Genomic DNA, 26,392 nt, shown 5'->3' with positions numbered 1-26,392 from the left:
GGAAGGTGGCAGAGCGCGGCCTGTAGAGGCGAGGGAGGAACGGGAGCTTATCTACTTCCCCAGGAATGTTTCAGTCTCGGCGGTTGCCTCTCAGGCCATCGGGGCATGGCGGAAGTATTCGAGCTCGCAACTTGTTGGCTTGTATCAGGTCCGCCTTCTGCGCAGGGGTAAGCCCTTCAGTTTCCTGCGATAGCTGCCCGCACCAGACCTTGCCCCGTAGCGGATCATTTGCCCATTTGGGAAATTCCTTTTCAATCGTGGATGCCTTGGCAGTGAAAGCGCCGACACTGAATTCATCGCGCCACCGCGCCGCTTGGTGGCTCGCCTCATTCGCTGAAACACCTGCCTCGCGCATTACGGCTACTAGGAAAAACGCTCGATCTTCCCAAGCTTGCCGCAAGAATTGCCCCTTGTTCTGGCCCTTGTCGCGAAGCCGCAGGTCCGCAGCGCGACCAAAGGCGGTTTCAACTGCCTTCGTGGCGGGAAGCTTGCTTGCGAAAACAATCCGCAAAGCTTCATCGGCCCACCACGGACTTTCGAAATGCCAGAAGCGCGACAGATAGAGCGCAACGATTTCCGCATCTCGCCCGACTAGAGCCAATGCCTCCTGATCTTCAAGGCGCTCAATATACTCCTCGGGAATTGCCGCAAGGATTTCGTTTCTGAATGCGGCAATCTGCTCGTTGGGGGTAATCGGCGGCTCATTACAGTGCCCCGAAAGGCTGGATGAAGGGCCTGCGAGCGTTGGTCCCTTCATCCCGGCGTACCGATCTTCACAACGTTATCGACCTGCACCGCCTTGCCACCCAGGAACCCGGACCAATCGGCCATCATGGCGCGCCGCCGGTCGAGCATGTCGGATCGCTGATAGGCGCGTTCCACCTCGGAGCCGATGAAATGTGCCAGAGCGATTTCGGCCATGTCGCGGGGATAGCCCCGTTCCGCCGCCCACTGCCGGAAGGTCGAGCGCAGCCCGTGCGGCACGGCTGGACGCTTGCTGGCCGGGTCTAGGTAGCCTTGGACGCCTGCCTTCTCCTGCGCCGCCTGCATGCGCCGCATGACTGCCGAAATGGACATGTCCGATAGCATCCCGCCGCGAGGCGCGAAGAACACGAAAGGAGAGCCATCGAGGCGCGGCAGGCTTTCAAGCAAAGCCGCTGCTTCGGGCGAGAGCGGAACGCGGTGCGGCCTGCCGTTTTTCATGCGCGAAGCCGGGATCGTCCAGATGGCCCGTGCCGCGGATGTCGCAAGCGTCGAAGCGTCTCCAAGGTCGACTTCGTCCCACATCATGCCCCGCACCTCGCCGGAGCGGGCGGCGGTCAGGGTCAGAAACCGGAGCGCCTGCGCTGCCATCCCCTCGCGTTGCGCGAGGTCGTCCCACCAGCGCGAAACATCCGCAAGAGCAAGTGCCGGTTGATTGTCCGACTTCGCCACCTTCGCGGGCTTGGGCAGCATTTCGGACAGGTTGCCCCGCCACCGTGCCGGATTGTCCCCCGCGCGGTGCCCGGCCACAGTCGCCCAGGACAGCACGTTCTCGATCCGGCCCCGCAGACGGGAAGCGGTTTCTGTCTTGGTTTGCCAGATCGGCTCCAGCACGCGGAGCACGTCCTGGACAGTGATGTCCGAAACCAGCTTTGGCCCCAGTATCGGGGCGGCGTAGGTGTCTAGCGTCGAACGCCACTGTTTGCGGTGCTTCTCATTCCGAAACTCTGACAGCTTGGCCGTCAGGTAGGTGTCCACTGCATCGGCGAAACGCATGCCCTCGCGCGCTTTGCGCTTGTCAGCCAGTGGATCGCCGCCCAGCATCGCCTTGCCTCGGTTTTCGAGCGCCAGCCTACGCGCCGTCGCCAGCGGCACGGCGGGCGGACTGCCAAGACCCAGCTCACAGCGCTTGCCGCGAATGACGATGCGCTGAACCCACTGCCGCGCGCCGTTCTTGGCGACCCTCAGAAAGAGGCCTTGTCCGTCGAAGTATTTGCCCGGCTCTGTCACCGTCTCCACGAAACGTGCCGAGAGCGCCTTTTCCGGTGTTCGGATGTTCTCACGTGGCATAGCGTCCCCCATTACATCCCCCACAATTCCGTGGATCGACTAGGATTATGCCGGAACATGACGCACAAAGGAAGGTGTTAAACATCTAATAAAAAAGACAATTAGGGAATTTCACGGAAGACGTGGGAAAATGGCATGGCGGCCTTCGTCTCCGCCACCAACATATTGTCTTATATTTCAGTGATTTATGTCGGAGGCACCGTGGCTCTCCATAGCAGTGCCTCGTGGCAGTTATTCGGTGTGCCTGTCATCATTGGCCACCCGGGCGCTGCCGCATGCACCAAAATGTGTTTTCTCTCAAGGTGCCGACATTCGGTAACTCGACTGAGTCGAGCTGGTTTTTGCGGAGTTAGCGGAAACTGAACCCGATGACCTGGCCTGGCAGAGCCGGACTGGACCGATCAGGATTTGGAAGACCTGGTCTGGCCGTCAGACGGAGAAGTTGTCGATGATGAAGCTGGCCCGGACGCGGGTTCCGTCATTCAGCCTGAAGGCAATAACCTGGGTGATTGTACCGCCAACCATGGCAACCGTGTCCTTCACGAAATCAGCCGTGCCGGTGCGTTCGTCCGTGCAGTCCGTGGGAGCACTGCGCACGCCGCTGCGCTATTGCTTTATGACAGGTATGCCAAGAGCCCGTAGAGTAAATCCTTCGGGGAAGGGGATATGCCCTGTGAACCGCATTTGTGCGACAACGCCAACAGGATCAGTCATGAATGGGGTTGCGACTGGACTGAATTTCGCGAACCCGCTGCGGCCATGTTGATCTTAGGTAAGCGAGAATATCCCAGATTTCGGCCTCGTCGAGGACTCCTTCAAACGCAGGCATCCCACTGTTGAAGCCGGTAACGCCGCGCAGCGACAATGCCTCAGAGCCGCCAAGCTGCGTGTAATCGAACAACAACTGGCTGTCGTGATGCCAGGTATGGCCGGTTTCATCATGTGGTGGGGCTGGCAGGATCCCGTCTGTGCCGGGCGTTTGCCAGTCGGGTTGCCCTTCTAGATTTTTGCCGTGGCATGCAGCGCAGTGTTCCGCATAGAGAGCGGCCCCGTTACGGGTGTCCCGCCCTTCCATTTCGTGATCCGCCTGTGCAGAGGCGGCAATGCAGCCAAGGACAACGACGGGTATCAAGTGTTTCAGTTTCATTGCGTTCATCCCGGCAGCGTGAGAGTGCTGGTCAATCGCGCGGTTGTTGCAAACACCAAGATGAAAACGACGGCTTCCACTTCGATGGCCCGCGCCAGTCGGCGTCCCGCTCCGGTTTCGGCCCGTCGCAGCGCCGGAACAAAGCGCAGCTTGTTTGCCGCAGCGACGGCCAGCATAGCGCTGACCAAGGCGATCTTTAACAGCAGGCCCTGACCATATTGGGTATGCAATAATGCACTTGGGCCGCCCAGCAAAAGCCAGGCCATAATGGCGCCGATAGCGATCAGGCCGGGCACGAACCAGATCGCCAGCTGTCCGAACCTTTCGCCAAATTCTGCAGCTGAGGCGGGGTTGATTTCGTCCAAAGACAGCTGCCTCAGCGGCGACAGAACCCCGACCCATAACGATACACCCAAGAGATGCAGAAACAGAAGCAGACGCAGGGCGATCTGCTCCAGTTCAGGCACGTGACCGATCAAGGTAAAGGACCAAAGGCCGACCGCTCCCCCTAAAAGAGATATCCATGGTCGGCCCTGTCCCAGAAAGAGGCCAAACAGAAGAACCATTCCGCCGATCACCCGATAGATCAGCGCATCTCCCACTGTAGTCTGCCAAAGGAGGTTGAGCATTTCAGCATCCACCATGCCACCGGCGTCTCCCGTTAGCGATGCGCCGCGCAACGAAAAACTGAAACCCGCGGCAATCAGGCCCAGCGTCGCGAGAGCTGCAGCTTGTTTTTGCATCCGTAGCCATAGAGGGGTTGTGAGCTCTTCAAATAGGATGCGAACGATCACGAGGCCCGTCGCACCACAGAAGCCGGCATAGAGCGCCAGTTTGCCGATGGTGGCGAGCATGTCCCAGATATCCGGCACGAACCTACTCCACTGAGAATGAGAACGCGCCGCGCATGGGGTGGCCGTCCAGCCCAAGCCCGCGCCATTCGACACGGTAGTCGCCGGGATCCAGCCTTTGAACCGGTAGACTGAACTCCTGCTCAAAAGTGGTATGCGCCCTCAGATCCAGCTTTATCTCGGATCCCTTTTGCGGCGAGAGCTTCACAACTGTCAGCCGTATAGCCTTGGAAAACGTGAAGTCGATGCTGGTGGTGGGCTGAGTCACAACAGCCCCGTCGGCTGGCGTGGTGTCTGAAACCTTGGAGTGTGCAAGGGTCTGGGTTGCCAAAAGAGCTGCCAGGGCAAAGGATGCGATTGTCTTCATGGTTGACCTCACTGAATACCGTTTGCCCGCTGGACGTCGCGAATATAGGCCGTGACCATTGCCACGTCGCCCCGTGTCAGACCATCAACGGGAGGCATGTCCCCAAAACTCCAGTGATGGCTACGAACACCCAAGGCGACCGCACGCTGGAAGGCTTCATCTGCGTGATGACTTGGCTCGTAGATAATGTGAATCAAGGGCGGACCGGCTCCCTCCTTACCTGCAGCGTTATCACCGTGGCACTCCGCGCAGCGCCTTGTAAAGATTTGCTGTCCTATTAAGGAATTACCCTCGAGGGGTGGCATCTGGACGGTGACGATGGGTTCCCCTTGTGCGTTCGATCGCGGTGCGTTCTCCGGGGCGGGGTTTGAGGCAAGCTGAAAGGTGGCCGCCGCGGCAGCAATCACGGGCACCCCGATTAGGAAGTATTTGCGTTTCATTCTGTATCCTGACATTGGTCTTCTGCTGCGCGGCTATTGCCGCGCTGCTTTGACGATTGCGGCGCCAGGCGGGCCCGGCGGTGCAGATCTTCTTGCAGGTCAGGCGTTTGGGGGACGTTCCGGATTTTCCGGTTTCACGGGCGTTGCCACTGCGTAGGCTGTGGTGGCCCAGAGTACTTTCGGGGCCGCGAAATCCTCATCCTCGATCGCAAGCGGCAGTACGATGGCATTGCAGGTAAAAGGACCGCAGCCATCATCACCAAGGCCAGCGTGATCGTGCGCGGCGTCCCGATCGCTGCCTTCGAAGACAGAGGATGGTATTTCCTGCGGGTGATCGGAGATGGACATGTTACAGTGTCCGCCCGGGCAGGCGCCGGAATGAGCGTGAACGGCGCCATCGATCCCTGTCATCACCAGCAGAAGCCCGATAAGTGCAGCCGTCATTATGTGCCTCACGATCGACATGCAGGCATGCTAGTCTCCGCATGCCTGCAGCGCAACTCTCTACGCGATGATGATATGCTCAATGTGAAGAACGCCCATGTCATGTTATCTGGTCTAATCACGCGGGAGCATTGATTTGGATTGATCTGGTAAGGGAAAGACGTCATCCGCCGCGCATTGAATCAGCGCAACTCATGCGGACATGGCCGGGCAGGCAAGTGCGGTGATCCTCAAAAATGCCTGGCGAATACCAGACGGAGATACCCCACCACCTGACGCTCGGCAGTCTCGCGCGTGAACTTGTCTGGATACATCAACATGTTCAGCCACAGACCGTCGAACATGCCTTCAAGGGTTTGGGCGACCTCATCTGCGTCAGTAAGGGGGTATGCGCCTTCGGCAATGATGTTGCTGCACAGTTCCGCGCACAGCTGTTGTCGCTCCATGTCGATCCGAGAAGAGATTGACCGGTAGGTCTTTCTATGGTGCGCCTCCCCAAAGAAGGCGAACCAGACGGCAAGTTTCTTGCGACTGCAAATACGTGGATGAAACTGTGAGGACACCATTGAACGCAGTTTGTCGGCGTCGGACAGCTCGTCGCGTTGCACATCGCGTAGCCACATGTCGCGATGTTCGGCTGCCAGATGCCTCAGTGTTTCGGACAGCAGCGCGTCCTTGCTCTTGAAATGGAAATTCGCCAGCCCCAGCGATAGCCCGGCTTCCTTGGCAATGGCGTTGAGGGTGGTGCCGGATATGCCCTTGCGTGCGATGCAGGTGATGGTTGCGTCGATCAGTTGTTTTCGCCGTACTTCTGGGGGGGCAGTGCGCGGCTTCTTCGTCGTGGGCTTCGGGATCATGTGGTGTATCTATTGAATGTTCATTCAATCAGTATCTTGATTGCTGCTGGCGGTCAATTGTAGGATTTGATCAAATCAAGGATTCGCACTGGAAGGACATACCGATGGCTCAGAAGCTTCCCACGCATGCGCAGACAGTGATTATCGGTGGGGGCTCAATCGGCTGTAACACCGCCTATCACCTGACCAAACTTGGCATGTCGGACGTTGTCGTTCTGGAACGTGACCAACTGACATCAGGCACCACGTGGCATGCTGCGGGGTTGATCGTGGCAGGTCTGCTGCCGTCTGAGGCCGAATGTGAGATCTACACCCATGGGCGGGATCTATATGCCAACCTGGAAAAAGAAACCGGGGTGCCGACCGGTTTTCGCGACGTGGGGTATCTGCAAATTGCCAACAATGAAGAGCGGGTTCATGAGATGCGGCGGCTTGCCCCATTCATGCGTCGGCACGGTATCAATATTCACGAAATCTCGCCAAAGGAAACGGCCGATCTGTTCCCCATCGGGGATCTGAGCGATGTGCTGGCGGGATTTTACATTCCGGAAGATGGTCGCGCAAATCCGGTTGACGTGACCATGTCGCTGGCAAAGGGCGCCCGGATGGGCGGCGCTCGGATTTTTGAAGGCACCACAGTGTCTGAAATCATGGCGAGGAATGGCACGGCAACCGGGGTTCGCACGGCTGATGGTCAAATCATCACGGCCGAAAACGTTGTGATCTGCGGGGGGATGTGGTCGCGTCAACTGGGCGCCAAAGCTGGCATTAACCTGCCACTGCAGGCGGCCGAGCACTACTACCTGATCACCGAAAACATTGACGGCCTTAGCCGAGACCTGCCCGTGCTCGAAGACCCCTCGACCTACACCTACTACCGTGAAGAGGTGGGAGGATTGATGCTGGGCCTGTTTGAGCCAGGCGCCGCGCCGTGGAAACTGGAGGGCATCCCCGAAAATTTCTCCTTTGGAGAAATTGAGCCCGACTGGGACCGGGTCGGCCCGCACCTGGAAAAGGCCTATTCCCGGGTGCCTGATGCCTTGAATGTTGGCGTGCGTAAACTGTTCTGCGGACCGGAAAGCTTCACCCCGGATCTGGCTCCTCTGGTGGGTGAAACGCCCGAACTGCGCAAATGTTTCGTCGCCTGCGGAATGAACTCTCTGGGCATCCTCAACGGTGCCGGTACAGGGAAGGTGCTGGCGCATTGGATCGTGGACGGACATCCCCCCATCGACGTCACTGGTATCAACGTGAACCGGTTCACGCGCCACGAGGCCACCCCTGCTTTCCGCCGCGATCGCGGTCCCGAACTCTTGGGGAAGATGTTCGGGCAGCACTATCACAATGAAAGCTATCAAACGGCCCGTGATCTGAAGCGGTCGGTATTGCATGATCGGCTGGCCGCCAATGGTGCCTATTTCACCGAAGGGCATGGCTGGGAAATGCCGGACTGGTTCGCGCCCACACCTGACTTGGCAAAGATCGAGAGATACAGCTGGTTCCGTCAGAACTGGTTTGACTGGCACGCCGAAGAGCATCGTGCAGCCCGCGAGGACGTGATCATCATGGACATGTCGACCATGTCCAAGTTCCAGGTGGAAGGCCCTGATGCACTTGCCCTGATGAGTCGCCTGTCCTGCAACGAGGTCGACGTTGAGCCGGGGCGGCTGGTCTACACCGCCTGGGTCAATGAAAAGGGCGGCTTCGAGGCCGATCTGACCGTGACCCGTCTGGCAAAGGACCGTTTCATGGTCGTTGTCGGTGAAAACAGCCATGGCCATACGTTGATGCGAATGCAGCGTCACATTCTGGACGGCGAGGTCGTGGTGATTACCGACCTCACCCCGGGTATCACGCAGATCAACATCCATGGCCCAAAGGCCCGCCTGCTGATGGAAAAGGTGACCACCGCGGATATGTCGAACGAGGCCTTTCCGTTCATGACCTGGCAGGACATCGACGTCGGGTATTGGATCGTCAGGGCCTTCCGGGTCACCTTCGTTGGCGAACTCGGCTGGGAGCTTCAGGTGCCGTCCTACGCTGCGGTGCAAGTCTATGATTTGCTCAAAAAAGCAGGACAGGAGTTCGGACTGCGCGATGCGGGGATGCAGACCCTGAACTCCCTGCGGCTGGAAAAGGCCTATCGCGATTTCGGGCTGGACGTGGATAACACCGACAATCCGATCGAAGCCGGGCTTGGCTTCGCCGTGAAGCTGGACAAGCCCGGTGGGTTTATCGGCCGTGATGCGCTTGCAGAAATCAAGGCGCGAGGCGTTCCGAAAAATCGGATGCTGCAGTTTCTCCTGCAGGATCCCGAGCCGCTTCTCTACGGGAACGAGTGTATCTACCTCAACGGCGCCGAAGTCGGGCACCTGCAGGTCGGCGGCTATGGTCACAGCCTGGGTGGTGCAGTCGGGATCGGTTTTGCCGAACTAGACGAGCCTTTGACCGCAGCCGTGGTTGAGGAGGGCCAATGGGAAATCGAAGTGGCCGAAAAGCGCTACAGGGCGACGGCCTCCTTGAAACCCCTGTTCGATCCGGGAATGCAAAAAGTCAGATCTTGAGGCGGCATGCCCGCCTGATGGCCAGGCGCCGGTCCTGATTGCATCATGCCAGTGCCACACGCCCCCCCTTTGTCCCTTGTGATCGGCAAGGGACAAAGGGGGGCGTTTAAAGGGGCGTATATTCAAAGCAGACCATGGATGCCATGGCCGCGCCTGTCGGTGGCCATTCAAACCGCCGCCGACCAATGACCGGATCATGGGTTCGGTTTCGGTTGTTCTTATTGGTAATGTGGATCAGGCCGCCAGTCCCTTGGAACCGATATCGAGGAACTTCTGGCGGCGGTCCTTTATCAACTCTGCGCCGTCCTTGTCCTTCAGCTCGCTCAGCATTGACGTGATGGCTGCCCCGACCGCAGCTATCGTGGTCTCGGCATCCCGGTGCGCGCCGCCCAATGGTTCTTTGATGATCCGGTCGATGACGGCCAGCTCCAGAAGATTCTGTGCGGTCAGGCGCAGGGCCTCAGCAGCTTCGCGCATCTTTTCGGCGTCCTTCCAAAGGATCGAAGCACAGCCTTCGGGGCTGATCACGGAATAGACAGCGTGTTCCAGCATGGCGACCCGGTTGGCGGTGGCAAAGGCAACGGCGCCGCCCGATCCACCCTCGCCGATGATGACCGACACAACAGGCACGCCGATCTTGAGGCTCATCTCGGTCGAGCGTGCGATGGCTTCGGACTGGCCACGTTCCTCGGCGCCCTTGCCGGGATAGGCGCCGGTGGTGTCTACAAGGGTGATCACCGGCAGGCCGAAACGTCCGGCCATCTCCATCAGGCGCACCGCCTTACGGTAGCCTTCTGGGCGGGCCATGCCAAAGTTGTGCGCGATGCGCGATTTGGTATCGGCGCCCTTTTCATGCCCGATCACCATCACCGGCTGGTCGTTGAAGCGGGCAAGCCCCCCCATGACGGCCAGATCGTCGGCAAAGTTCCGGTCCCCCGCCAGAGGTGTGTACTCGGTGAACAGAGCCTCGATGTAATCCTTGCAGTGCGGACGCTCCGGGTGGCGGGCCACTTGGCATTTACGCCAGGGGGTGAGGTCCTTGTAAAGATCCTTCAGTAGCTGTTCGGCCTTGGCATCGAGCGCAGCCGCTTCACTGGCTACATCCATCTCTTCATTGGTGCGGGCCAGGGCGCGCAGTTCTTCTGCCTTGCCTTCGATTTCGGCCAGCGGTTTTTCGAATTCAAGATACTGGGTCATGTCGCCTCGCTCTGCGCCCTAGGATGCGCGGTTTCAGCGATATATGGCCTTGTCGCGCGGCGGATGCAACTCAGCAGATGTGCCCGGCCCGCCAGCAGCGTTTCGTGTCGCGGTACTGTCCGTTTCAGTGGGGCCAGATCACAGGGTAAAGAGACGCGACCAGAAGCAGAGCCATTGTCCAGTTGAATAACGCCAGGCGGCGTGGGTTGGTCAGAAATCGAGCCATCTGCTGCCCCAGAACGGTCCAAGAGCTGACCGAGGGCAGATTTACCGCGCCAAAGAGCGCGGCAACAAGAAGGATCGCCCAGAAGGTTTGGTCGGGTGCATAGGCGCTGATGGCTGTCAGGGCCATTGCCCAGGCTTTTGGATTGACCCACTGAAAGGCAGCTGCCTGAACAAACGTCATGGGGTGACCATTTGCATTTCCCGTCTCTGCCGGTGCAGCATTTGCGATCTTCCAGGCCAGATACAAAAGGTAGATGACCGAGACCACCTTGAGCACGGTGTAGCTGAAAGGGAAGGCATCAAAGACCTGGATCAGGCCCGCGCCGACCAGGACGACCATGAACACAAAGCCCAAAGCCACCCCCAGCATATGCGGAATGGTACGGCGGAACCCGAAATTTGCGCCCGAGGCCATCAGCATCAGGTTGTTGGGCTCCGGTGTGATCGAGGAGACGAAGGCAAAGAGCGCGAGTGCGAGGATCAGATCAGTAGTCATGTCGGTGAAACTGCCGTGCAGACGTCAGAATGAAATTGCGTTCTGCTGCGTGTTGAATGTATTATTGCAATAAATGGTGAAAAATGACAAAATAAACCAACGAATATTGCAAGAGTTGGCCCGCGATGGTCGGATCAGCAATCTGGAGCTTGCCGAGCGTGTTGGCCTTTCGCCCTCGGCCTGCCTACGCCGTGTGCAGGAGTTGGAGCGTCAAGGCGTCATCACCGGCTACAAAGCGGTTTTGAACCGCGAAGCGATGGGCGTCGGTTTTGTTACCTACATCGGCGTTGGCCTTGGGGAGCACACCAAGGAAGCGCAAGAGGCGTTCGAGAAGGCGATGCGGGCTGCGCCCGAGGTGGTGGAATGCCACAATATCACCGGCACCATCGAATACCTGTTGCGGGTCGAATGCGCAGATCTGCCCAGCTACAAGCGGTTTCACACGGATATCCTCGGCACGTCACCCTATGTCACCGCGATCACGACTTACGTCGTCATGGGCTCTCCCAAGGACATGCGCGCTTAGGTCTCTGGCAGGAGCGCCCGCATTGCAATCTCGGGAGAGGCCAGTACGGGCACATTGCTTTCGATATACCGGGTGGCTCCCGCCATCGAGGCTTGAGCAAGCACAACACAGGACGTATCCGAAACAAGCGACAGGGATGTGGCAACCCATTCCGCGATCTGCTGGTGAAATCGGTCGGTGTTGCCATCGGTGAAATGGTGCCAAAGCCCGGTCAGGGGCAGACTACGGATTTCAGGATTTTTTTCCTGCTGCATGAAGGCGCGCTCCAAAAGGGCAGTGGAGGGCGCGCGGGTGCTTTCCAGGCAATAGGCCAGCATCACCGGACCGCCGATTTCCGCAGCCGCTTGCATCATTGGCCAGTCGATCCGGGGGGCGCCGGCCTCTTCAGCGATGGTGCCCAGGGTGGTGCAGGTGCACAGAGAGGATCCTTTGACCGCCGCGATGGCCTGCAGAATTTCTTGCCGCAGATCGGTGTCGATGCCGCCCTTGGCCCTGTCCAGCCAATCAGCACGCACCACATGTATCAGGTCTGCATCCGGGGCGAGACGGTCAAAGGTCTTTACGTGGGCATCTGTGGTGTGAAACAGGGTGAGTGCGGCCAAGGTAAAGCTCCAAACAGCAAAAAAGGGGCACCGGTGTGGAGCCCCTTTCACTCTAGTCACAGATCGGGTGCGGCCGATAGTGTCAGCTTGCAGCGATCAGTTCGGCCTGAGCAACGATCACCTCTGCCTGCTTGATCGAGGCGATGTCAACAAGGCGTCCTTTGTAGACTGTGGCGCCTTCGCCGTTGGCCTTGGCCTGTTCCATCGCGGCGAGGATCTCGCGCGCCTCTGCAACCGCCTCTTCGGAGGGAGTGAAGACCTGGTTGGCCAGGGCGATCTGCTTGGGGTGGATGGCCCATTTGCCAACCATACCCAGCGTGGCCGAGCGTTTTGCCTGGGCGATATAACCTTCGTCATCCGAGAAGTCGCCAAAGGGGCCGTCAACGGGCAGTACGCCATGGGTGCGGCAGGCGGCGACGATAGCGGCCTGCGCCCAGTGCCAGGGGTCTGACCAGTGTTTTTCGCCCTCGCGCAGCATGTAGTAGTTTTCCTGCGTGCCGCCGATGCCGGTGGTCTGCATGCCCATGGAGGCGGCAAAGTCGGCCGCGCCCAGGCTCATCGCTTGCAAGCGCGGAGAGGAGGCTGCGATTTCTTCCACATGAGCGATACCAGCGGCGGACTCGATGATGACCTCAAATGAGATGGGCTTTGTGCGGCCCTTGGCGCGTTCGATCGCGGTCACTAGCGCATCCACGGCATAGACGTCCGCAGCGCAGCCCACCTTGGGGATCATGATCTGGTCCAAGCGGTCACCGGCCTGTTCCAGCAGATCCACCACGTCGCGGTACCAATAGGGCGTGTCCAGACCGTTGATACGGACCGACATGTATTTTTTGCCCCAGTCGACGGTGTTCAGCGCTTCGATTACATTGGCGCGGGCCAGGTCCTTGTCGGTGGGCGCCACCGAGTCTTCTAGATCGAGGTTGATCACATCCGCAGCCGAGGCGGCCATCTTGGCAAAGAGTTTGGTGTTGGAGCCGGGGCCGAACAGCTGGCAGCGGTTGGGGCGTGCCGGGGCGGCGGGCTGGATGCGAAAGCTCATGGATGGCGCTCCCTGATAGGGTAATGAAATTACGATTTGGGTCGCCTTTGTGGTATGAAATTGCGCATTGGCATGCAAGAGGAAGTTTGCAGCCGCAGCATTGTCGTAAGGTGCTGGGGCGAAAATTCTTTCCGCTGCGTAAGAGTGGTCGATATGTGGCGATTGAGTGAGATTTTCTTCGGTAAAAGTGCTGATTGATGGAAGATTCTTCGAATGACGCTTTCTTGCAAATGCAAAAACGGGACCGCTTCGCAGGGCTCTCTCCTTATTGTCCAAATGAATCATGTTTAACGGAGGCCCGAGATGATCGAGACACCCTATCTGCTGTTCCTGGGCGACGCGCCCGACATGCTTGCGGCAAAGGTTGCCATCGGCATCCGTGACTGGCGCCCCGACCATGCGGTGGGTCAAATCTCTTTGCCGGGCTGCGGCGCGGATCTGGGCCTGACCGAGATGACTCTGGAAGAGGCCAAGGCCGCCGGGGCAAAGACCCTTGTGATCGGTGTTGCCAATCGCGGCGGGGTTATTTCACCTGCTTGGAAAGAAGTGCTGATCAAGGCGCTGGACATGGGCTATGATATCGCGTCAGGCCTGCACAACCTCTTGCGCGACGAAGGTGATCTGGTGGCGGCAGCCCAGACCCATGGTGGCACCCTCCATGACGTGCGCGTGCCTTCGGTCGGCTACCCGATCGCCAATGGCGTGAAGCGGAAAGGCAAGCGCTGCCTGGCTGTTGGTACCGATTGCTCGGTCGGCAAGATGTACACCGCCCTGGCGATGGATGCCGAAATGCAGGAACGCGGAATGAAATCCACCTTCCGCGCCACCGGCCAGACCGGCATCCTGATCACCGGCCATGGTGTTCCGCTGGACGCGGTCATTGCCGACTTCATGGCGGGCTCCATCGAATACCTGACCCCGGACAATGACGAGGATCACTGGGATCTGATCGAAGGTCAGGGCTCCCTGTTTCACATCTCCTACTCCGGTGTGACCATGGCACTGGTGCATGGCGGTCAGCCCGATGCGCTTATCCTGTGCCATGAACCCACCCGCGAACACATGCGCGGCCTGCCGGGCTATAGCCTGCCGACCCTGGAAGAGCTGCGCGACACCGCCCTGCCGCTGGCCCGCAAGGCCAACCCGGATTGTCAGGTCGTTGGCATTTCGGTGAACACCCAGCATCTGAACGAGGAAGAGGCCGTCGCCTATCTCGAAGAGGTCGAAAAGCGCATGGGCCTGCCCGCTGTTGACCCCTATCGCCACGGCGCTGGCCGCCTGGTGGACGCGCTGGCCGCAATCTGATTTCTATGAGGGGGCGTCTGGCAGCAGGCGCCCTTTCTATGTCCAATCCGCCAAAGTCCCAGATCAAGACCTCGAAAGGATCAATCATGAAAGTCACCGTGACGCCGGATGTCTTCAAACTGGCGCGGGCCTTCACCATCTCCCGCGGCTCGCGGACCGAGGCCAAGGTGCTGACCGTCCGGGTCGAACAGGATGGGGTGACGGGGTGGGGCGAATGCGTGCCTTACGCGCGCTATGATGAAACCCTCGACAGCGTCACAGCTGAGATCATGGGCCTGCCCGAGAGCTTCACCCGCGCCGAACTGCAGGAACTGCTTCCCGCGGGTGCCGCCCGTAACGCGGTGGATTGTGCCCTTTGGGATATGGAGGCCAAGCAGACCGGCAAACGGGTCTGGGAACTGGCCGGTCTGCCCAAACCCGGCCCCGAAATCACCGCTTATACCCTTTCGTTGGACTCACCCGAAGTGATGCGGGAGCAGGCCGCCGAGAACGCCCATCGCCCGCTCTTGAAGATCAAGCTCGGCACCGCCGACGACATGCCCCGCTTAGAGGCCGTGCGCGCGGGCGCGCCAGCTTCCAAGATCATCATTGACGCCAACGAAGGCTGGAGCGCCGAAGTCTATGCAGACCTTGCCCCGCATCTGGTGCGACTGGGCGTGTCGCTGGTGGAGCAGCCCTTGCCCGCGGGTGAAGACGACGCCCTGATCGGCATGGAACGCCCGGTGCCCGTTTGTGCCGATGAAAGCTGCCATGACCGTGCCAGCCTGCCGAAACTCAAGGGCAAATACGATGTGGTCAATATCAAGCTGGACAAGACCGGCGGGTTGACCGAGGCGCTGAAGCTGCGCGAAGCGGCGCTGGCCGAGGGGTACGACGTGATGGTCGGCTGCATGATGGGATCTTCCCTGGCGATGGCGCCTGCGCAGCTCTTGGCGCAGGGGGCGATGGTAACGGACCTTGACGGGCCGCTGCTTCTGTCCGAAGACCGCGAGGTCACAATGGAATACGACGCTGCCGGTGTGCATCCGCCCAAGGCAGAACTCTGGGGCTGAGGAGACGACAATGACCCGTACTGTTTATGTGAATGGCGAATATCTACCGGAAGACGAAGCGAAGATTTCGATCTTCGACCGTGGCTTCCTGATGGCGGATGCGGTCTACGAGGTGACCTCGGTCCTGGGCGGAAAGCTGATTGATTTCGAAGGCCACGCGGTGCGCCTGAAACGCTCGTTGGATGAGCTGGACATGGCTGAGCCCTGCACCAAGGACGAACTGCTGGAAATCCACCGCAAACTGGTGGAGCTGAATGGAATCGACGAAGGCCTTGTCTATCTTCAGGTCACGCGTGGATCGGATGGCGACCGCGATTTCGTCTTCCCCAATCCCGAGACCACTAAACCGTCGATCGTGCTGTTCACCCAGAACAAGCCTGGGCTCGCGGACAGCCCCGCCGCCAAGAAGGGCGCCAAGATCATCTCGATCGAGGACATCCGCTGGGGCCGCCGTGACATCAAGACGGTGCAGCTGCTGTACCCCTCGATGGGCAAGATGATGGCGAAAAAGGCCGGTGCCGACGATGCCTGGATGGTGGAAGATGGCTATGTGACCGAGGGCACCTCGAACAACGCCTATTTCGTCAAGGACGGCGTGATCGTGACGCGCCCGCTGTCCAACGATATCCTGCACGGCATCACCCGTAGGGCGGTTCTGCGCATGGCGGAAGAGGCGCAGCTGAAGGTTGAGGAGCGTCTGTTCACCATCGACGAGGCGAAAGAGGCGGATGAAGCATTCACCACTTCGGCCAGTGCCTTTGTGATGCCAGTTGTCGAGATCGACGGTGTTGCGCTGGGTGATGGCGCACCTGGTCCGATCGCCAAACGCCTGCGCGAAATCTACCTGGAAGAATCTGTGAAGGCTGCAATCTGATCGCTACGGAAATCCCCTTTTCCATGACAAAGGCCGCTCGTGATGGGCGGCCTTTTATTGTTGCAACGGCTGCATATTCTGTTGGTCGACTTTGAGCTACCTGCCCTTGATGTTGCATTCGGTGCGGGCGTCAACTTTACTCGGATCTGACGCCGTGTCGTGCCTTGGAGTTCAAATTGACTGCGAACCAGACAACCTTGATCCTTTTTCCGGTGTTGGTCTGCTCTCTGGTCGTCGGCTTCGTTCTGATCTCCAGGAGGCGTAAGAAAAGCCGGCCGCCAAAAGTTCATGGCCCGCATAATTCTGATGTGGGTTACGATCCCAAAGAACTTGCCAGAAGCAAGGGGAGCGGGATGGCTGATGGCGGAGTTGGTTAACCGAACCGAAAGCTGGACGCTGTGACACCGCCAAAGATGTCCTTCTGGTGATAGACCCTAGTGGACAGCTCTTCTTCTGCGGCGCCAAGGGCTGCGAAGAGGGGGGCAAGATGGTCTTCCTGCGCGTGGCAGGCCCGGGCGTAAGGAGCACTCTCCCAGTTGAGCAGCGCTTCTGTGCGCTCTGCGTTTGGCAAGGTCATAACCTCGTTCAGCCAGGTGTCAAAGGCCTCTGAAGGGACTTTCGCCCGCGGGCCGAATTCCGCAAGGTTGTGATAGCTGAGGCCGGAGCCCACGATCAGGATGCCTTCATCGCGCAAGGGAGCAAGGGCGCGGCCAAGGGCGAAATGCTCTTCTGGGCTGTAGCCGTGGCGCATGGAGATTTGGAAAAGCGACACATCGGCATCGGGATACATCACCGCCATCGGGACAAAGGTGCCGTGATCAAAGCCTTGGTTTGCATCGGTTGCGACCGGCAGCCCTGCGCCTGCGATCAGGTCAACAGCGCGCTGTGCCACATCGGGGGCACCGGGTGCGGGATACTGGATTTCATAGGTTTCTGGCGGAAAGTTGTAATAGTCATAAACCATCGGCGGGTGGGGCGAGGTCATGACGGTAAAGCTCTCCTCCTCCCAGTGGCCCGAGATCATGAGCACCGCCTTTGGCCGCTGCCCGATCTCAAACGGCATCCGGGCGAGGGACTCGGCCAGCGGGGCCAGCGCGGCATTCATGTTGGGTACCCAAGGCCAGGGGCCGCCGCCGTGAGAGATGAAATAGCTGGGCAATCTTAATGTCATGATGACCTCCTATCAGCGCGTATCTCAGGCTGCCGGGCAAGAGGCGGGGCTGCCTGAGATAACACTAACAACGAGGTCCGTCCTGTTTTAGGCGCAGGAGGGAACAGGACTTGTGCGCCGATCCGCGGCTTCCCGCACACGGATCGGAAAGATCACGACTTGTCGGTGACGTTTTCCTTGAAGGCAATCTCGAAGTCAGCCTTTTTTTCAGGGCTTGCCTCGGTCTGGTAGTTGGATTTCCACTCATCCATGGTCATGCCGTAGAAAATCTCGCGCGCTGCGGTCTTGTCCATCTCGATGCCGCGTTCGTTGGCGGCTTCTTGATACCAGCGGCTGAGGCAGTTGCGGCAAAAGCCCGCCATGTTCATTAGGTCGATATTTTGCACATCGGTGCGGTCTTCCATCAGGTGCTTCTGCAGGCGGCGGAATGCGGCGGCCTGAAGCTCGATCTCGGTCTGTTGATCCATGTGGTTTCCTCCCGGTTTGCACGCAAGTTTGATGGCTGCGATCTAGCTAGCCCGCATATCAGTGCATGGCTTGTCTAGGCAATGCCGCAGCAGGTGTTCAGATCAGTCTGAGTGCAAGGTAGGGCATCAGGCAGAATATGAAAATCAGGATCTTGTAGGTCGCGAGATATGAGAAATAGGCTGCCTTGACCGTCTCGATGTCGAGGCCGAAAAGACTGGCATGCAGGGCAGCAAATCGGTCTCGAAAGCTGATAAGCAGCAGGGACGTGATCACCAGCAAGGCTAGATTGAGCGCGGTGAGCCAGCCAAAAAAAGCAACAAGAGTATCGAAGGGCATCATGTATCCTTTTCGGGTGCCAAGAGGTACTAGCCTGCACCTGCCGTTCATTCTGCGTTTTGCAGCTGTGCGAGGCAAGTGTGCAGCGCAGCTGCTCAAAATCTGAGAGTTCCTGCTTTCTAGATTTGCGCGCTCTCTAGCGCCTGCGGTAGAACTCTGGCTAGGCGCTCGGCCCAGTGCCGCTGACCGGCGGCATCGGCAATCAAGTCGTTGCGCAGCTCAATCAGCGTGTTGGGGCGGCCATGGGCGGTGCCGTGGGTGTCGATCGCATCGCCGGGCAGGTAGCCGGTGTAGGGTTCGTTGACCCCGACGCAAAGATCCCCCTCGGACTGGAGCGTGTCGATCAGCGCGGGGGAGAACCCCTCACCTTCCGGGTAGAGGATACCGATCTCCCATGGGCGGGGCGGGCGACCGCGCAACTGGCGGGTAAAGGAATGCATCGAAACGATCACGGTGCCCGGCCGCGCAGCCAGACGGGCTACCTCTGCGTGATAGGGGCGATAGCAGGCGTCGAGCCGGGCCTCCCGCTCGGCTGCATCTGCATGTCGGTTGGCCGGGATGATTGTGCCGTCATAAAGCTTCATTAGCAGGGTCGGATCGTCTTCGCCGCGGTTGGGATCGATCACCAGGCGCGAGAAATTGGAGGCCACCACCGGCGCATTCAGCATCTCGCCCAAATGGCGCGCCACCGCATAGGCGCCAATATCATAGGCGATGTGGCGCTCCATGTCCTCATGGGGAAGACCAAGGTCTCCGCCATTGACGAGAGGGGGGACATGATTGGTCGCGTGATCGCAAGTGATCAGCCAGCGGGCAGGTCGATCCGTCCCGTGCACATGGAAGGGTTGGTAAGTCATAACTTTGTCATCATTTGTTGTCGTTACCTTTAGGGCAGTTGCGGCAAAATTGGAATTGCGCCATAAGCAGCTCAACCATGTTTGCGGTAACGCCCGCCCGCTACAGACCCGATACCAGAAGGAACCTGCCGATGAAACGTTCTCGCAGCGTGAAGATTGTTGCCACCCTGGGGCCAGCGTCCGAGACCTACGACATGATACGCGCGCTGCATGAAGCCGGAGCAGACGTGTTTCGACTGAACATGTCCCACGGCACTCATGCCGAGATCACCGAAAAGCACAAGATCATCCGCCAGGTCGAACAAGACCTTGACAGCTCGATCGGTATTTTGGCTGACCTTCAGGGGCCGAAGCTTCGTGTCGGTGTCTTTGCAAAAGGTGAAGAGGAACTTGTGGAAGGCGCCGCCTTCCGCCTGGACCTTGACCCGTCTGAGGGCGACGTTGCGCGGGTCTGCCTGCCACACCCAGAGATTTTCCAGGCGCTTGAGCCCGGTGCGCATCTTCTCGTCAACGACGGTAAGATCCGCCTGCGGGTGGAAGAGTGCGGGGGGGACTTTGCCAATTGCATCGTGGTGACAGGCGGGACCATTTCGAACCGCAAGGGCGTGAATGTGCCGGATGTGGTTCTGCCCCTTGCGGCCCTTTCGGAAAAGGACCGAGATGATCTGGAGTTCGCTTGTACCTTGGGCGTGGACTGGGTCGCGCTGTCTTTTGTTCAGCGCGCCAAGGATGTGTTTGAGGCCAAGGGGCTTGTGGATGGTCGTGCCGCGGTTCTGTCGAAGATCGAAAAACCCTCTGCCGTGGAGCAGTTCGAGGAGATCCTTGATGCTTCGGACGGGATCATGGTTGCGCGCGGTGATCTGGGGGTTGAATTGCCGGTCTCTGCCGTGCCGCCGATCCAGAAACGCCTGGTGCGCAAGTGCCGCGCTGCCGCCAAGCCGGTGATCGTCGCGACGCAGATGCTTGAAAGCATGATCGAAAGCCCGATGCCCACGCGCGCGGAGGTTTCAGACGTTGCAACTGCGATCTATGAGGGCACGGACGCCATCATGCTGAGCGCTGAATCCGCTGCTGGTCAGTATCCTGTCGAGGCCGTACGCACGATGGACAATGTCGCGGCCGAAGTCGAAACCGATCCCACTTATGTACAGATCATAGCGGCTTCACGCTCCTCCAAGGGGACGACGATTGCCGATGCCATCGTTTCAGCCGCGCGCGAGATCGCAGAAAAGACAGATATCAAAGCGATCTGTTGTTTCACCCAAAGCGGTACCACCGCCTTGTTGACGGCGCGCGAGCGGCCTGGTGTTCCGATTATCGCCATGACTCCTCTGGAGGGCACGGCCCGTCGGCTTGCCCTCAGCTGGGGGTGCCATTGCGTGGTCACCGGCAGTCAGGAGCGGTTCAAGGGCGCTGTTGTCAACGCGGCGCGCGCGGCACGTGCGGGCGGCTTCGCCACCGAGGTCGACCAGATTGTTGTGACTGCGGGGGTTCCGTTCAACGTGCCGGGGACCACCAATATCCTGCGCGTTGCACCTTGTGATGAACGTTTGATTTACAGTACCGACCCGGAATAGGCTGATCCCTGGCCCGTAAACCAGCGGGCAGGGGAGGGGCAGATATGGAAAGTGACCTCGCAATGGTGCTGGGCCTGCTCTTGGGCGGCCTTGGAGCGGTCTCTGCGCTATCCGCATTCAGTGATGGCCGACGTCCATACACTGCATCTGCTTTGCTGCTGGTGTGCGCCGGCCTCATCCTGTACGCCGTGTGGGCGCGACCCACCGCATACAGGCTGGAGGAGTTGCCAGATGTGTTTTTCGGCGTGATTGGCCGTCTTTTCTGAAAGAAACCGCTTGCCCTTGTCATCCTGTTTTCGTATGTGGCCACCCTGTTCACGTGGCCGGCCAGAGTGGCATGCCGAGTCGCGTATTGACCGAACCCGAAGTGAAGGAGACGGAAATGCCCAAAATGAAGACGAAATCGAGCGCCAAAAAGCGCTTCAAGGTGACCGCCACCGGTAAGGTGATGGCAGGTCAGGCCGGCAAGCGCCACGGCATGATCAAACGTCACAAGAAATTCATCCGTGATGCCCGTGGCACCACGACCCTGTCCGCCCCCGACGCCAAGATCGTCAAGGGCTTCATGCCCTACGACCGCTAAGAGGAGATTTGACACATGTCCCGCGTTAAAGGTGGTACCACAACTCACGCCCGTCACAAGAAGGTCATCAAGGCAGCCAAAGGTTACTACGGCCGCCGCAAGAATACCTTCAAGGTCGCCCGTCAGGCCGTCGACAAGGCGAACCAATACGCAACCCGCGACCGTAAGGCACGCAAGCGTAATTTCCGCGCCCTGTGGATCCAGCGCATCAACGCTGCTGTCCGCAGCCACGACGAATCGCTGACATATTCGCGCTTCATCAACGGTCTGAACCTGGCCGGTATCGAAGTCGACCGTAAGGTTCTGGCTGATCTCGCCGTGCACGAGCCCGAAGCATTCGGTGCGATCGTCAAGCAGGCTCAGTCCGCTTTGGCTGCCTAAGTCAGACGTCACAAACACTCTGTTGAACGACAGTAAAACCCGTCGGAGCGATCCGGCGGGTTCTTTTCGTTTTGGTCAGGGTTGTTCTTCGGGTTCTGCATGAGGCTCAGTGCGCCCGGCCATTGCGCGGCTGCCCAGCATCAGGGCCGCGACAGGGAAGATCGCCCAGGGAAATGAGGTGGTCATCAGGTTGATGCACACCAGAAAGGCCGACAGGATCCAGATCCGAACCGGAATGGACTTGTAGGTCTTGAAGCCCAAGAGCTGTTCGCCGTGGATCTGCCCATAAACAAGAGCGAAGGCCAGGATCGGCCAGGCGGGCCAGAATTTGCCGCCAGAGATCACATTCAGCAGCACAGCAGCGCCGACCCCGAACACAAACAGGCGCTGGCTCGGCGTCTTCAGCCCTGAAAACGCACCCGACAGCAGGCCGTGCGGTTTCCGGTGCGGGGTGTCATCACCGGCCGGTAGCACCTCTTTTTGAGTGTTTTCAGTTCGCGCGCCGTCCCAGACATGGGCTACTTTTTCAGTCTGCGGTGGCCGCTCTGCTTTGATCTTTGGTCTGACCTTCTCAATGCGCGCAGCACTCGCGCCTGCCGTGGTGATCCGATAGACCGAGACCTCGTCCGGCATGTTCTTCGCGGGCCTTTCGCCAAGGTATTCAAAGCCGATGGTCAGCTTGTTGTGCACCTGATCATAGACTTGCCGCGAAATCAGGATGCCTCCCGGTTCGGCCATGGATTGCAGGCGCGCGGCCAGATTGACGCCGTCCCCAAGGAGGTCGTCCCCATCACAGATCACATCACCCAGGTGAATGCCGATCCGAAACCGCAAGGGGCTTTCCTCGGCGGCAAGCTCTTGCTGGGCCTCGATGGCGCAGTGGGTGGCCTCTACTACGGACGGAAAATCCGCGATCAGCCCGTCGCCCGCAGTATTGGCAACCCTCCCGCCGTGCCGTTCGATGAGCTTGAAGAACACGGCTCGCGCTGCTTTCAGCGCGGCGTAGGTGCCCACCTCATCGGCCTCCATGGCTGCACTATAGCTTTCGGCATCGGCGGCCAGGATGGTGGTCAGCTTGCGGGTGACAGGGCTGCTCATAATATCAATCTCTGGAAAATGACCTCAAGTCTTGCGGTCAAGATGGGACGTCCGGGGCGCGCTTGCAAGCGCCGCTTGGCGTTGGGGCCGGTATTGTCGCAACGAATGCGGCTGTGTCGGGGCGCTGCAGGCCCTGCTGCCCTTGCGTTTGGCGGCGCGTGTGGTAGCAGAAGGCAAGCAAATTTCAGGGGACCGTCATGGACGATCTTAAGGCAAAATATCTGGGGCAGATCGCCGATGCCCGTGATGAGGATGCGCTGGAGGCGATCCGCCTGGCCGCTGTCGGCAAGAAGGGCGAAGTGGCCCTGAAGATGCGCGAGCTGGGCAAGATGACGCCCGAAGAGCGTCAGACCGTTGGCCCGGCGCTCAATGCGCTGAAGGATGAGATCAACTCGGCGCTGGCGGCGAAAAAGGCTGCGCTGGCCGATGCGGCTCTAGACGAACGCCTGCGCACCGAGTGGCTGGATGTGACCCTGCCCACGCGTCCGCAGCGTCAGGGCAGCCTGCACCCGATCAGCCAGGCCAGCGAAGAGCTGACCGCGATTTTTGCGGAACTCGGCTTTTCCGTTGCAGAAGGCTCGCGCGTGGAAACCGACTGGTACAACTTCGATGCGCTGAACATCCCCGGCCACCATCCGGCCCGCGCCGAGATGGACACGTTTTACATGCACCGGGCGGAAGGCGACGACCGCCCGCCGCATGTGCTGCGCACGCACACCTCTCCGGTGCAGATCCAGTCGATGGAGAAGATGGGCGCGCCCCTGCGGGTGATCTGCCCCGGTGGCGTTTACCGCGCCGATTACGACCAGACCCACACGCCCATGTTCCACCAGGTTGAGGGCCTTGCGCTGGACACCGATATCTCGATGGCGAACCTCAAGTGGGTGCTGGAGGAGTTCGTCAAATCCTTCTTCGAAGTGGACGACGTGGAGCTGCGCTTCCGCGCCTCCCACTTCCCCTTCACCGAACCCTCGGCCGAGGTGGACATCCGCTGCTCCTGGGACAATGGCCAGCTGAAGATCGGTGAGGGCGACGACTGGATGGAGATCCTTGGCTCCGGCATGGTGCATCCCAAGGTGATCGCCGCCGGCGGGATCGACCCGGAGGTCTACCAGGGCTTTGCCTTCGGCATCGGGATCGACCGTCTGGCGATGCTGAAATACGGTATCCCCGATCTGCGCGCCTTTTTCGACAGCGACCTGCGCTGGCTGCGCCACTACGGGTTCAGCTGCCTTGATGTGCCGACGCTGCATGGGGGTCTGAGCCGCTAGGACGTGACGACCCGCCCGACCGTGAGGCCGGGCAGCGCCCGACCCTCCCCATGGGAGGGCGCTTCTCGCCCACCCCGGGCCGGGCGCTGCCCTCTGGTTGGCGTCCAAACCTTGAAACACCGGGCAATCCTTGCCATTGCCTCTGCTAACCGCATTCATCTGCCAAAAGGGCGCTGAGACATGAAATTCACCCTCTCCTGGCTGAAAGACCACCTCGACACCGATGCCTCGGTTGAAGAGATCGCCGAAACCCTCACTGATCTCGGCCTTGAGGTCGAAGAGATCATGAACCCGGCCGATGCGCTGAAGGGCTTTACTCTGGCCAAGGTCGTGGGCGCCGAGCAGCACCCGGATGCCGACCGCCTGCGCGTCTGCAACGTGATGACCGACGAGGGCGAGAAGCAGATCGTCTGCGGCGCCCCCAATGCCCGCGAAGGCATCACCGTGGTCCTGTGCAAACCCGGCGACTATGTGCCCGGTTTGGATATCACCCTCTCGGTGGGCAAGATCCGCGGCGTCGAAAGCCACGGCATGATGGCCTCCTGGCGCGAGCTGGAACTGGGCGAGGATCACGACGGGATCGTTGAGCTCCCCTCGGGTGAGGTGGGCGACCGTCTGATCGACTGGCTGGCGGAAAACGATCCCTCCAAGGTCGATCCCATGATCGAGATCGCCATCACCCCGAACCGCCCCGATGCGCTGGGCGTATACGGCATTGCCCGCGATTTGGCCGCGCGTGGCCTTGGCACGCTGAAGACCCCCGAATACGAGGCTATCCCCGGCGATTTCGAAAGCCCGATCAAGGTCACCATCGACGAGGACACGCTGGATGGCTGCCCGCTGTTCACCGGCCGCCTGATCAAGGGCGTCAAGAACGGCCCCAGCCCGCAATGGCTGCAGGATAGGCTTACCGCCATCGGGCTGCGCCCCATCTCGGCGCTGGTGGATATTACCAACTTCTTCACCTTCGATCAGAACCGCCCGCTGCATGTCTTTGATGCGGCAAAGGTGCAGGGCGATCTGCGGGTTCACCGCGCCAAGGGCGGCGAGACTCTGCTGGCGCTGGATGAGAAAGAATACACGCTTGGCGCTGGCCAAATGGTGATTTCGGACGCCAATGGCCCCGAAAGCATCGCCGGCATCATGGGCGGCGAGGAAACCGGCTGCACCGAGGAAACCGTCGATGTCTTCCTCGAAAGCGCCTTCTGGGATCATGTCCAGATTGCCACCACGGGCCGCGCACTCAAGATCAATTCGGATGCGCGCTATCGTTTTGAACGGGGCGTGGATCCGGAATACACGCTTGAAGGGCTGCATCGCGCGACCCAGATGATCCTGGATCTGTGCGGCGGTGAGCCTTCAGAGGTTGTTGTCGCTGGCGCGGTGCCGGATCATTCGCGTGCCTACAAGCTCAATCCCGAGCGGGTGCAGTCACTTGTTGGCATGGACATCCCCGAAAGCGATCAGCGCCAGACGCTGACCCGCCTTGGTTTCCGCCTTGAGGGTAACATGGCCCATGTGCCAAGTTGGCGCCCCGATGTGCAGGGCGAGGCGGATCTGGTGGAGGAGGTGGCGCGGATTGCCTCGCTGACGAAACTTGAAGGCAAGCCGCTTAAGCGTCTGACACCGGGCATTCCGAAACCTGTCATGACCCCGCAGCAGCGCCGCCAGCAGATGGCGCGGCGCACCGCGGCCAGCCTCGGTTACAACGAAATTGTCAGCTACACCTTTATCGATAAGGCCTCAGCGACGCTCTTTGGCGGTGGTGCCGATGCGACCATGTTGGCCAACCCGATCTCCTCCGAGATGTCGCACATGCGTCCGGATCTGCTCGCGGGCCTGTTGCAGGCGGCGGCGCGGAACCAGGCGCGGGGCTTCATGGATCTGGCCCTGTTTGAGGCGGGTCCGGTTTTCCATGGAGGTGAGCCGGGCGAGCAGCGCGAGCAGATCGCGGGCATTCTGGTGGGGCGCACCGGTCCCAAGGATGTGCATGGCGCTGCCCGCCCCGTGGATACCTTTGATGCCAAGGCCGATGTAGAAGCCGTGCTGGCCGCTATCGGCGCGCCTGCCAAGGTACAGATCCTGCGCGGAGGTGATGGTTGGTGGCATCCGGGTCGCCACGGGAAGATCTGCCTCGGGCCGAAAAAGGTGCTGGGCGTGTTTGGTGAATTGCACCCCAAGGTGCTGAACGAGATGGGCGTCAAGGGGCCTGCCGTGGCCTTTACTGTCTGGCCGGACGAGGTGCCTTTGCCGCGGAAATCGGGCGCAACTCGCGCAGCCTTGGCGATCAGCGATCTGCAGGCGGTGGAGCGTGATTTCGCCTTTGTGGTGGACGAAAGCGTAGAGGCACTGACGCTGGTCAATGCTGCAGCCGGCGCTGACAAGGCGCTGATCGAGGATGTGCGCGTCTTCGACGAATTCATCGGTGGCAGCCTGGGCGAGGGCAAGAAATCTCTTGCGATCACCGTGCGTCTTCAGCCCAGCGACAAGACGCTGAAAGAAAAGGACATCGAAGCGGTGAGCGAAAAGATCATTGCCAAGGTGACCAAGGCAACCGGCGGGTCCTTGCGCGGCTAACCCACCCTGATTGTATTTTTGCCAGACAGACC

The 26,392-nt window shown here is 59.8% G+C and carries 29 protein-coding genes; 11 read left to right on the top strand and 18 right to left on the bottom strand.

Translation table 11 applies throughout. The features are described 5' to 3' along the window. Window positions 1–70: 70 nt before the first annotated feature. The 9 genes from INS80_RS04330 to betI form a co-directional block, all read right to left on the bottom strand. Window positions 71–757, bottom strand: coding sequence for a hypothetical protein (locus INS80_RS04330; protein WP_192964448.1), 687 nt, complete (start codon window positions 755–757; stop codon window positions 71–73). After that, the gene (locus INS80_RS04325) at window positions 754–2,052 is read right to left on the bottom strand and encodes a tyrosine-type recombinase/integrase (RefSeq protein WP_226892554.1); all 1,299 of its coding nucleotides are present in this window, start codon (window positions 2,050–2,052) and stop codon (window positions 754–756) included. Before INS80_RS04325 ends, INS80_RS04330 begins: the two co-directional genes overlap by 4 nt. 429 nt (window positions 2,053–2,481) lie before the next feature. After that, a complete protein-coding gene (locus INS80_RS04320; RefSeq protein ID WP_192964446.1) occupies window positions 2,482–2,649 on the bottom strand; it encodes a hypothetical protein in 168 nt (55 codons plus the stop codon). Between the two features lie 109 nt (window positions 2,650–2,758). Then, complete coding sequence (locus INS80_RS04315; protein WP_192964445.1) at window positions 2,759–3,199, bottom strand: c-type cytochrome; 441 nt, start codon at window positions 3,197–3,199, stop codon at window positions 2,759–2,761. 5 nt (window positions 3,200–3,204) lie between these two features. Continuing rightward, window positions 3,205–4,071, bottom strand: a complete 867-nt coding sequence (locus tag INS80_RS04310) for a CopD family protein (RefSeq protein WP_192964444.1) — start codon at window positions 4,069–4,071, stop codon at window positions 3,205–3,207. Window positions 4,072–4,075: 4 nt separating this feature from the next. Beyond that, on the bottom strand, window positions 4,076–4,417 hold the full coding sequence (locus tag INS80_RS04305) for a copper resistance CopC family protein (RefSeq protein ID WP_192964443.1): 342 nt from the start codon (window positions 4,415–4,417) through the stop codon (window positions 4,076–4,078). Between the two features lie 8 nt (window positions 4,418–4,425). Beyond that, the gene (locus INS80_RS04300; RefSeq protein ID WP_192964442.1) at window positions 4,426–4,857 is read right to left on the bottom strand and encodes a c-type cytochrome; all 432 of its coding nucleotides are present in this window, start codon (window positions 4,855–4,857) and stop codon (window positions 4,426–4,428) included. Between the two features lie 99 nt (window positions 4,858–4,956). Next, the gene (locus INS80_RS04295; RefSeq protein WP_192964441.1) at window positions 4,957–5,301 is read right to left on the bottom strand and encodes a hypothetical protein; all 345 of its coding nucleotides are present in this window, start codon (window positions 5,299–5,301) and stop codon (window positions 4,957–4,959) included. A 230-nt stretch (window positions 5,302–5,531) separates the two neighbouring features. Further along, on the bottom strand, window positions 5,532–6,158 hold the full coding sequence (betI, locus tag INS80_RS04290; protein ID WP_226892553.1) for a transcriptional regulator BetI: 627 nt from the start codon (window positions 6,156–6,158) through the stop codon (window positions 5,532–5,534). 104 nt (window positions 6,159–6,262) lie between these two features. Between betI and INS80_RS04285 the strand changes: the two genes are divergently transcribed. Next, complete coding sequence (locus INS80_RS04285) at window positions 6,263–8,722, top strand: GcvT family protein (RefSeq protein WP_192964440.1); 2,460 nt, start codon at window positions 6,263–6,265, stop codon at window positions 8,720–8,722. A gap of 234 nt (window positions 8,723–8,956) precedes the next feature. Here INS80_RS04285 and INS80_RS04280 read toward each other — a convergent pair whose 3' ends face one another. Next, window positions 8,957–9,919 carry an acetyl-CoA carboxylase carboxyltransferase subunit alpha gene (locus INS80_RS04280; protein ID WP_192964439.1) on the bottom strand — a complete coding sequence of 321 codons (963 nt, stop codon included), beginning with the start codon at window positions 9,917–9,919 and terminating at the stop codon, window positions 8,957–8,959. Window positions 9,920–10,043: 124 nt separating this feature from the next. Next, window positions 10,044–10,640 (bottom strand): LysE family translocator, encoded by a 597-nt coding sequence (locus tag INS80_RS04275; protein WP_192964438.1) that lies wholly within the window; start codon window positions 10,638–10,640, stop codon window positions 10,044–10,046. 73 nt (window positions 10,641–10,713) lie between these two features. Here INS80_RS04275 and INS80_RS04270 point away from each other — a divergent pair, with 73 nt between their 5' ends. Further along, window positions 10,714–11,166: an Lrp/AsnC family transcriptional regulator gene (locus INS80_RS04270; protein ID WP_192964437.1), complete on the top strand. Its 453-nt coding sequence runs from the start codon at window positions 10,714–10,716 to the stop codon at window positions 11,164–11,166. Here INS80_RS04270 and INS80_RS04265 read toward each other — a convergent pair. Both INS80_RS04265 and INS80_RS04260 read right to left on the bottom strand, forming a co-directional pair. Beyond that, a complete protein-coding gene (locus INS80_RS04265; RefSeq protein ID WP_192964436.1) occupies window positions 11,163–11,768 on the bottom strand; it encodes a hypothetical protein in 606 nt (201 codons plus the stop codon). The genes INS80_RS04270 and INS80_RS04265 overlap by 4 nt on opposite strands. Window positions 11,769–11,850: 82 nt before the next feature. Further along, window positions 11,851–12,810 carry an L-malyl-CoA/beta-methylmalyl-CoA lyase gene (locus INS80_RS04260; RefSeq protein WP_192964435.1) on the bottom strand — a complete coding sequence of 320 codons (960 nt, stop codon included), beginning with the start codon at window positions 12,808–12,810 and terminating at the stop codon, window positions 11,851–11,853. A 303-nt stretch (window positions 12,811–13,113) separates the two neighbouring features. Between INS80_RS04260 and dgcN the strand changes: the two genes are divergently transcribed. From dgcN to INS80_RS04245, 3 genes are all read left to right on the top strand, one after another. Continuing rightward, entirely contained in the window at window positions 13,114–14,115 is a 1,002-nt protein-coding gene (dgcN, locus tag INS80_RS04255) for an N-acetyltransferase DgcN (protein WP_192964434.1), read from the top strand. 86 nt (window positions 14,116–14,201) lie between these two features. Then, window positions 14,202–15,167 (top strand): N-acetyl-D-Glu racemase DgcA, encoded by a 966-nt coding sequence (gene dgcA, locus INS80_RS04250; RefSeq protein WP_192964433.1) that lies wholly within the window; start codon window positions 14,202–14,204, stop codon window positions 15,165–15,167. Window positions 15,168–15,177: 10 nt separating this feature from the next. Next, window positions 15,178–16,041, top strand: a complete 864-nt coding sequence (locus INS80_RS04245) for a D-amino-acid transaminase (protein WP_192964432.1) — start codon at window positions 15,178–15,180, stop codon at window positions 16,039–16,041. Between the two features lie 373 nt (window positions 16,042–16,414). On the opposite strand, the gene INS80_RS04240 is transcribed toward INS80_RS04245, so the two are convergent. The 4 genes from INS80_RS04240 to INS80_RS04225 form a co-directional block, all read right to left on the bottom strand. Further along, window positions 16,415–17,212: a DODA-type extradiol aromatic ring-opening family dioxygenase gene (locus INS80_RS04240; RefSeq protein WP_192964431.1), complete on the bottom strand. Its 798-nt coding sequence runs from the start codon at window positions 17,210–17,212 to the stop codon at window positions 16,415–16,417. A 152-nt stretch (window positions 17,213–17,364) separates the two neighbouring features. Further along, complete coding sequence (locus INS80_RS04235) at window positions 17,365–17,679, bottom strand: DUF1244 domain-containing protein (RefSeq protein WP_192964430.1); 315 nt, start codon at window positions 17,677–17,679, stop codon at window positions 17,365–17,367. Window positions 17,680–17,776: 97 nt separating this feature from the next. Then, window positions 17,777–18,016 (bottom strand): DUF6868 family protein, encoded by a 240-nt coding sequence (locus INS80_RS04230; RefSeq protein ID WP_192964429.1) that lies wholly within the window; start codon window positions 18,014–18,016, stop codon window positions 17,777–17,779. 119 nt (window positions 18,017–18,135) lie between these two features. Then, complete coding sequence (locus INS80_RS04225; protein ID WP_192964428.1) at window positions 18,136–18,873, bottom strand: N-formylglutamate amidohydrolase; 738 nt, start codon at window positions 18,871–18,873, stop codon at window positions 18,136–18,138. A gap of 131 nt (window positions 18,874–19,004) precedes the next feature. Between INS80_RS04225 and pyk the strand changes: the two genes are divergently transcribed. The 4 genes from pyk (at window position 19,005) to rplT (ending at window position 21,414) form a co-directional block, all read left to right on the top strand. Further along, entirely contained in the window at window positions 19,005–20,450 is a 1,446-nt protein-coding gene (gene pyk / locus INS80_RS04220) for a pyruvate kinase (RefSeq protein WP_192964427.1), read from the top strand. Window positions 20,451–20,494: 44 nt separating this feature from the next. Then, entirely contained in the window at window positions 20,495–20,716 is a 222-nt protein-coding gene (locus tag INS80_RS04215; RefSeq protein ID WP_192964426.1) for a hypothetical protein, read from the top strand. 116 nt (window positions 20,717–20,832) lie between these two features. Further along, complete coding sequence (gene rpmI / locus INS80_RS04210) at window positions 20,833–21,033, top strand: 50S ribosomal protein L35 (protein ID WP_009178285.1); 201 nt, start codon at window positions 20,833–20,835, stop codon at window positions 21,031–21,033. A 15-nt stretch (window positions 21,034–21,048) separates the two neighbouring features. After that, entirely contained in the window at window positions 21,049–21,414 is a 366-nt protein-coding gene (gene rplT / locus INS80_RS04205) for a 50S ribosomal protein L20 (RefSeq protein ID WP_065271322.1), read from the top strand. 75 nt (window positions 21,415–21,489) lie between these two features. Here rplT and INS80_RS04200 read toward each other — a convergent pair whose 3' ends face one another. Further along, window positions 21,490–22,512, bottom strand: coding sequence for an adenylate/guanylate cyclase domain-containing protein (locus INS80_RS04200; protein ID WP_192964425.1), 1,023 nt, complete (start codon window positions 22,510–22,512; stop codon window positions 21,490–21,492). Between the two features lie 197 nt (window positions 22,513–22,709). Here INS80_RS04200 and pheS point away from each other — a divergent pair, with 197 nt between their 5' ends. After that, complete coding sequence (pheS, locus tag INS80_RS04195; RefSeq protein ID WP_192964424.1) at window positions 22,710–23,783, top strand: phenylalanine--tRNA ligase subunit alpha; 1,074 nt, start codon at window positions 22,710–22,712, stop codon at window positions 23,781–23,783. 180 nt (window positions 23,784–23,963) lie between these two features. Continuing rightward, window positions 23,964–26,360, top strand: coding sequence for a phenylalanine--tRNA ligase subunit beta (pheT, locus tag INS80_RS04190; RefSeq protein ID WP_192964423.1), 2,397 nt, complete (start codon window positions 23,964–23,966; stop codon window positions 26,358–26,360). Window positions 26,361–26,392 lie beyond the last annotated feature (32 nt).

The organism is Phycobacter azelaicus, assembly GCF_014884385.1.
Classification (GTDB): domain Bacteria; phylum Pseudomonadota; class Alphaproteobacteria; order Rhodobacterales; family Rhodobacteraceae; genus Phycobacter; species Phycobacter azelaicus.
The sequence above is the reverse complement of the archived record's forward strand: the minus strand, read 5'-3'. Positions and strand labels throughout refer to the sequence as shown.